Below are 5,726 nucleotides of genomic sequence, written 5' to 3' on the forward strand. Positions count from 1 at the left end.
AGGTTGGCGGTCGTTCTAGGGGGGTTAACAGTCATGCATTCCAAAATGATTAACACGCCAAAATTCGCCTTACCCTCATAAGTGATTTCACTCAAATTCCCCTCTTTACTGCTCGCTCTTTTAATCGCTGCGTCAATATTGTCTTTAGGCATGTTTTGCGCTTTAGCGTTTAAAATCGCCGTTCGTAGTTTGGCGTTGGCGAGTTGGCTCAATAAGGGGTTATTAGGAACGCTATAGCCATAGAGTTGCATGAAATTTCTGCTCGCGCTTTCGCCGATGACTAAGACGACATTTTTAACATCGCCCGTGCTAGAAAGATAATCGCTTGGTAAATAAAGGTTATTTAAAAAGCTATAAAATTTTATGGCTTGTTGGCGATCAAACAAGCTCAAATAGGCGGAATAAAACCCCCTAGTTAAGGAAAGGGAAAACAATGATCTTTTTAAAATCGCATCGTTCTTTGTAAGGTGTTTAATGTTACGAACGCTCCCTATTGTAAGGATAGAAAGCCCTAAAACGCCCGCTATCACACCAAGCACAAGCGCTCTAAAGCGAATGATTTTAATAACAATCAATAAAGCGATCAAAATAAAAACATAGTAAAACAAATAATTGTTATAGCTTTTTACAAACGCCATCGTTTCAGAGCTGTTTGTGGCTAAAAGTGTGTCAATCAAGCCTTTGGAAAAAGGCATTTTAAACATAAACAGCGTAAAAATTTCTGCAACGCTAAAAACAATACCGCTTCCTATAAACAGCCATTCTAATGAATATTTCAAGCGTTTTTTAGGGATTAGCACGCAACCATAATACACCACAAACCCGATTAAAAAAGCGCCTAAAAAGCCTTTAGAGAAAGAAAACAGATCGCTATTTTTGTAAGCGTTAGAAAGGGCGTTACAAAGAAGAAATATTAAAAATTTTTCATCTAGAGTTACGCTACTGGCAAAGAATTTTAAAAACTTCAATAATTTTTCCATGAATGCCCTTTAAGAAAGTTTGAAAACTTTTTTCAAAATATTTTTTATCCTAAAACAAAAATAATCCCTAATCGTTTTTGATCGGATGTGGGTTTTAAAAGATTGCATTTGTTGGTCTTTAGCCATTTCAAGGCGTTCTTTAAAAAAATCGTTTTTAAAAGGGGTGCAAAAAAGGTTGGCGAGCCAAAAACCCGCTTCAGCTTCATAGCAAATCAAACGCCCGTTCAAAGAACTGACAGAACGCCAGGGCTTGTATTTGATGAAATGGAGCATGACGATGTTTTTAGGGTAGTGCTCTTTGAAAGAATCAGAATAGCAATTATAATAAATAGGCAATTCTAAAATGCGCTTCCAAAACACCATATTGATTAAACACTGCTCAGGGTAGAAAAGGTCTTTCCCCCTAGTTTTCAAAAACTCCAAAGCGATCTTTTCAAACCCATTTTTGCGCCACAAATCTAAATTCGCCACCAAAAAGCCCATGTTAAAGCCTTGATGGATGCGTTTTAATTCGTTTTGGCTAAAGCGTGAAAAATCAATCTTAAAATTCTTACAAGTGTGCTCAATAAAATCACAAAAGGCTTCAAAAGAAAGGTGGGAAAAAGTGTCTCTCACCATGCCAAGCAACTTAGTGGGGTCGTTATCCAGCGCAAAATAAGCGCTTGCAACATCGCCCAAAAACACCGTATCCACATCTATGGAAATGATTTTAGAATAATTAGGGAAGAGCGAAGCGAGCAAAAGCCAGCACAAAACAAGAAGCCCGCCATAACGCTTGGAGCAAGACTCATTGAGATAGCTTTCTATGGAATGATTGAGCGAATTGATGTCTATAAACTCTAATGAAGCGAATTTTCTAAAAGGCTCAAGGGTTTTTAAAAGCTTGTTTTGCTGCTCTAAGGTTACCCCTTTAATCAAACAATGGATTTTATACACGATGTTAGCGCCTAAAAGTTGGTTGCTTTGATTTAAGGGGCTAAAATCTATCATGCTCGTGTGCCTGCTCGCATGGGAGAGTAAAGAATAAAGGCTCACGCTAGCTCCTAGCGCGTAATTCTTATCAAAACTCATAAAAATAGGGATAATTTGATCGGGTAAATTTTGCGTGTCCATTTATCGCTCCCTTATATCGCTTTTTGAGTGTTTTAAAATCGCATGCCTAACTTCTTTAACGCTCCCCATATAAAGGTTATTGAATTGGGTTTTATTGAAAGTGTTTTGGCGCTTGGCTAATTTGATGGTGTTAGAGATAATCGCTTCTTCTAGCTCCTTTAAAGTGAGTTGTTTTTCTAAAAAAAGAATACTTTCTTTAACGCCTATGGCTTTAAAAGGCTGCGAGTCTTTAGGGTATTGGGCATAAAGGGCTTTGATTTCTTCAATAAGGCCTGAATGGAGCATGTTTTTGGTGCGCTGTTTGATGTTATTATGGAGCACGCTTTTTTCAATAGACAGAGCGAATAACGAGATAGCATGCTCAAAGGGTTTTTTAGGGTTAGTTTTAAAATACTCGCTTGGGGGCGTGTGGGTGGAATAAAAGATTTCTAGCGCCTTATGGATGCGGTAAGTGTCGTTTGGATGGATTTTAAAAGCCATGTTAGGGTCAATGGATTTTAAAAACATGTAAGGGTTAGCTAGGGCGCTGATTCCTCGCTCTATTTTTACAGCCTCCTCACCGCTAATTTTTGGCATGCTGCTCAAACCTTCTAAAATGGATTTTAGGTAAAAACTGCTCCCTCCCACAATGAGTAAAATTTCTTTTTGGGATACTTTAATAGCGTCCTCTAAAAGGGTTTTAAAAAGAGGAGCGTTATTTTTTTCATCAATGTTAAGGTAGTCTAGGGCGTAATGCTTGATATTTTTTCGCTCTTTTAAGCTCGGTTTAGCCGAAGCGATATTAATGTCTTTATAAATACTCAAAGAATCCAAAGAAAAGATTTCAGCGTCCAATTCTTGGGCTAATTCAATGGAAAGAGCGCTTTTCCCGCTCCCGCTAGGCCCTAAAAGCGCGATGAGTTTCTTAGGCGTTTTGATAAGGAATCCCCCTTTTATAAGCGTTCAAAAACCCTTCTAGGTCAAATTTTTTACGGCATTCTTCGGTGAAAAGATGGATCATCAAATCCCCCAAATCCAAAATGATCCACTCTTCATTAGACTCATCTATTTGGTAAAAGACTTCCCCTAAAGGCTTAAGGGTGTTTTTAAGCGCGTCTAATAAAGAAAGGGCATGCTTATTCGCTAGCGTGGTGGCGATAATGACATCTTCTACCAAATAAGGGGTTTTGGATAAATCAATATGCGTAATATCAAAAGCCTTTTTTTCATCTAATAAAGCCGTAATCGTTTCTATGCGTTGGTTCATGAGTTTCCTAAAAAATGGGTTAAAATAACCTTATTATAACTCAAATCAAGGAAAGATTAATGACCCCTGAATCAAACCTCAAATCCTTAGGCGCTAAAACGCCCTATATTTTTGAATACAACAGCGATTTACTAGAAGCTTTCCCTAACCCAAACCCCAATTTAGACCCCTTAATCACGCTAGAATGCAAGGAATTTACAAGCCTTTGCCCGATCACTTCCCAGCCGGATTTTGGCGTGATTTTTATCCGCTATATCCCTAAAAATAAAATGGTAGAAAGCAAGTCTCTCAAACTCTATTTATTCAGTTACAGAAACCATGGGAGTTTTCATGAGAGCTGTATCAATACGATTTTGCTGGATTTAGTCCGATTGCTAGAGCCAAAGTATCTGGAAGTGTATGGGGATTTTGCCTCTAGGGGTGGGATTGCTATCAAGCCCTTTGTGAATTATGCGATCAAAGAATACCAGGATTTTAAAGAAAAACGCCTTTTGAATGCGAAATAACGCGCAAAGATAGGGTTTTAAGATGAAAGCCGTTCCAAATTAAACGGACAGGTTAGGGGGAGAATGAAAAAAGAAAAAATAAAAGAATAAAAGAGAGATTAAAAAAAAGAGAGCCACCCCAAAGGGGGGGGTTTTATTCTACTTCTCCCTCATTTTTAAGTTTAAGAGAAGTTGCCTCATCACCCTCCGCAATCACATTACCCTCATCATCATAAACCTCATCTCTCATTCCGTAAGACCAACGATTGTCTTTTAACAGATTTTCAGTAAGACCCGCGCATGTTAAATCATATTTATTGATACCACCATCGCATAAGAGTTGCGCTACAAATTTTGCCTCTTTTTGATTTTTAGGTAAAATCCACGCCCACTCTTCCAAAGTAACACCATAGGTCTTACCATCAGGTCTTACCAAATTCCTTGCGTAAGTTTCAATCACTTTACAGAATAGCGTACATTGCCCATTAGCATCTCATCAAAGCTATCAAAGAAACAATTTTCAGTGTTTCTATTTTCAATCATAGCATTCCACTCCGCATCGCTATGGTGCTTTAAATCCGCCATAAAAGAGAGCGAATGAATAATAATCAAACTCGCTTGAAACCCCATTCCACCATAATTCATCGGCGAGAATAACAAACCAAGTCTTTTGCTTCTTTTTTCGTTAGCGTAAGAATTAGCAAAGACCATAAAAGGGCTAGTGGTGTCATCAGGGAAATCAAAGTCCAACTTGAATTTACTTTCTTTCTCTTTAGAAGTTGAAGTCCTTTCCTTAACACTCGCTCCGCTCGTAACGATTTTAACGCCTTTCAACAAATCCTCTCCGCTTTTTTCAGCGTGGTTATTCGCAACTTCATTCAAAGGCACTTCCTTAAACCATTTTAAGAATTTTTCGCTATTAAAAGCGTAAGTGGCTTCGTTGCCTTTTTCGCTCCTTAAGGTTACACGATTAAACCCAATATTAATGACTTTAGCCTCCACCACTTTGTTGTTGATTGTGGCTTTGACTGACGCGCCCAACTTTAATTTATTTTCATTTTGAAAACCCATAAAATACTCCTTGGTAAAAATTTGTTTTAAAAATCCGCTATAACCATCCGTTTAATGTTTTTTATCTTTTCAGCATGGCTTGTTCCTCCTTGTTGTGGGGTGGGCGCTTTTCAAACGCTCCCCTTATTTTGAGTGATCGCATCATTCAATGTCCTTTAAAAAAGCGTTTTTAAAAGCTTTAATGGCGTTTTCACCCACCAATTCAGCGATACGATAGCGCGCGATTAAAAAGTCTAATAGTTTTTCACTCCTTTCTTTGATTTGCACAACGCCAAAAGAAGCGTTTTTAGCCACTTCTTTTTCACTATAAGAGCCTTTTAGGTATGCCTTTCTTTTTTCCTCAAAAGGCTTGTTGCTTAAAGAGCTGTTAGCGTTTTTAGGAATTAAGAGCAAGTTCCCTAAAGCATGCACGATATGGGGATTTTTAGCCCAACTTTTTTCTTTAGCGCTATAGCCTTGATCGGGTTTTTGGGGCAAGATATGCTCTTTTGAAACGATCAACAATCGTGGCAAGGATCTATCCACTCTGGAATTGTTTAAAAACCGCTTGCATTTTGTAGCGCACAAGATCTGTGATGAAAAAGAAGAGTTAGAAAATCTTCAAAAAAAGATCAATGACACCTACGCTATTATTTATTACGATTTGAGACAATTTAAAGACACTCATTTAGATAGTTTTTTAAAGCATTTTGTAGCGTATTACTATGGCGAGAGTGGTAAAAAATTTAAAGAAAGGTTATTGGAGACAGAGTTTGACGCCTATAAAAAATACGATACATACCCATATGATGAATATGAAAAAATAAATGATTTGTTACCCAAAACTAACGC

General features: G+C 37.8%; 4 protein-coding genes and 5 pseudogenes. 2 read left to right on the plus strand and 7 right to left on the minus strand.

What is annotated here, in order from left to right; all coding sequences use genetic code 11:
- From BZK24_RS09485 to rsfS, 5 genes and pseudogenes are all read right to left on the minus strand, one after another.
- Window positions 1–197 (minus strand): annotated as a pseudogene (locus BZK24_RS09485) (YebC/PmpR family DNA-binding transcriptional regulator); the annotation flags it as partial.
- A pseudogene (locus tag BZK24_RS05340) lies at window positions 183–980 on the minus strand (sulfatase-like hydrolase/transferase); the annotation flags it as partial. The pseudogenes BZK24_RS09485 and BZK24_RS05340, both read right to left, overlap by 15 nt.
- 9 nt (window positions 981–989) lie before the next feature.
- Window positions 990–2,093 (minus strand): glycosyltransferase family 8 protein, encoded by a 1,104-nt coding sequence (locus BZK24_RS05345; protein ID WP_077656808.1) that lies wholly within the window; start codon window positions 2,091–2,093, stop codon window positions 990–992.
- Window positions 2,094–2,990, minus strand: a complete 897-nt coding sequence (gene miaA / locus BZK24_RS05350) for a tRNA (adenosine(37)-N6)-dimethylallyltransferase MiaA (protein WP_077656809.1) — start codon at window positions 2,988–2,990, stop codon at window positions 2,094–2,096.
- A gap of 7 nt (window positions 2,991–2,997) precedes the next feature.
- Window positions 2,998–3,339, minus strand: coding sequence for a ribosome silencing factor (gene rsfS / locus BZK24_RS05355; RefSeq protein ID WP_001076150.1), 342 nt, complete (start codon window positions 3,337–3,339; stop codon window positions 2,998–3,000).
- 59 nt (window positions 3,340–3,398) lie between these two features.
- Between rsfS and queF the strand changes: the two genes are divergently transcribed.
- On the plus strand, window positions 3,399–3,845 hold the full coding sequence (queF, locus tag BZK24_RS05360; protein ID WP_000187331.1) for a preQ(1) synthase: 447 nt from the start codon (window positions 3,399–3,401) through the stop codon (window positions 3,843–3,845).
- Window positions 3,846–3,978: 133 nt separating this feature from the next.
- Here the strand turns inward: queF and BZK24_RS05365 are convergent.
- Together BZK24_RS05365 and BZK24_RS05370 are read right to left on the minus strand one after the other, a co-directional pair.
- Window positions 3,979–4,895 (minus strand): annotated as a pseudogene (locus BZK24_RS05365) (hypothetical protein).
- Between the two features lie 141 nt (window positions 4,896–5,036).
- A pseudogene (locus BZK24_RS05370) lies at window positions 5,037–5,393 on the minus strand (GmrSD restriction endonuclease domain-containing protein); the annotation flags it as partial.
- Between the two features lie 49 nt (window positions 5,394–5,442).
- On the opposite strand from BZK24_RS05370, the pseudogene BZK24_RS05375 reads away from it, so the two are divergent.
- Window positions 5,443–5,726: pseudogene (locus BZK24_RS05375) on the plus strand (DNA methyltransferase); the annotation flags it as partial.

This window comes from Helicobacter pylori, assembly GCF_001998165.1.
Lineage (GTDB): Bacteria > Campylobacterota > Campylobacteria > Campylobacterales > Helicobacteraceae > Helicobacter > Helicobacter pylori_DL.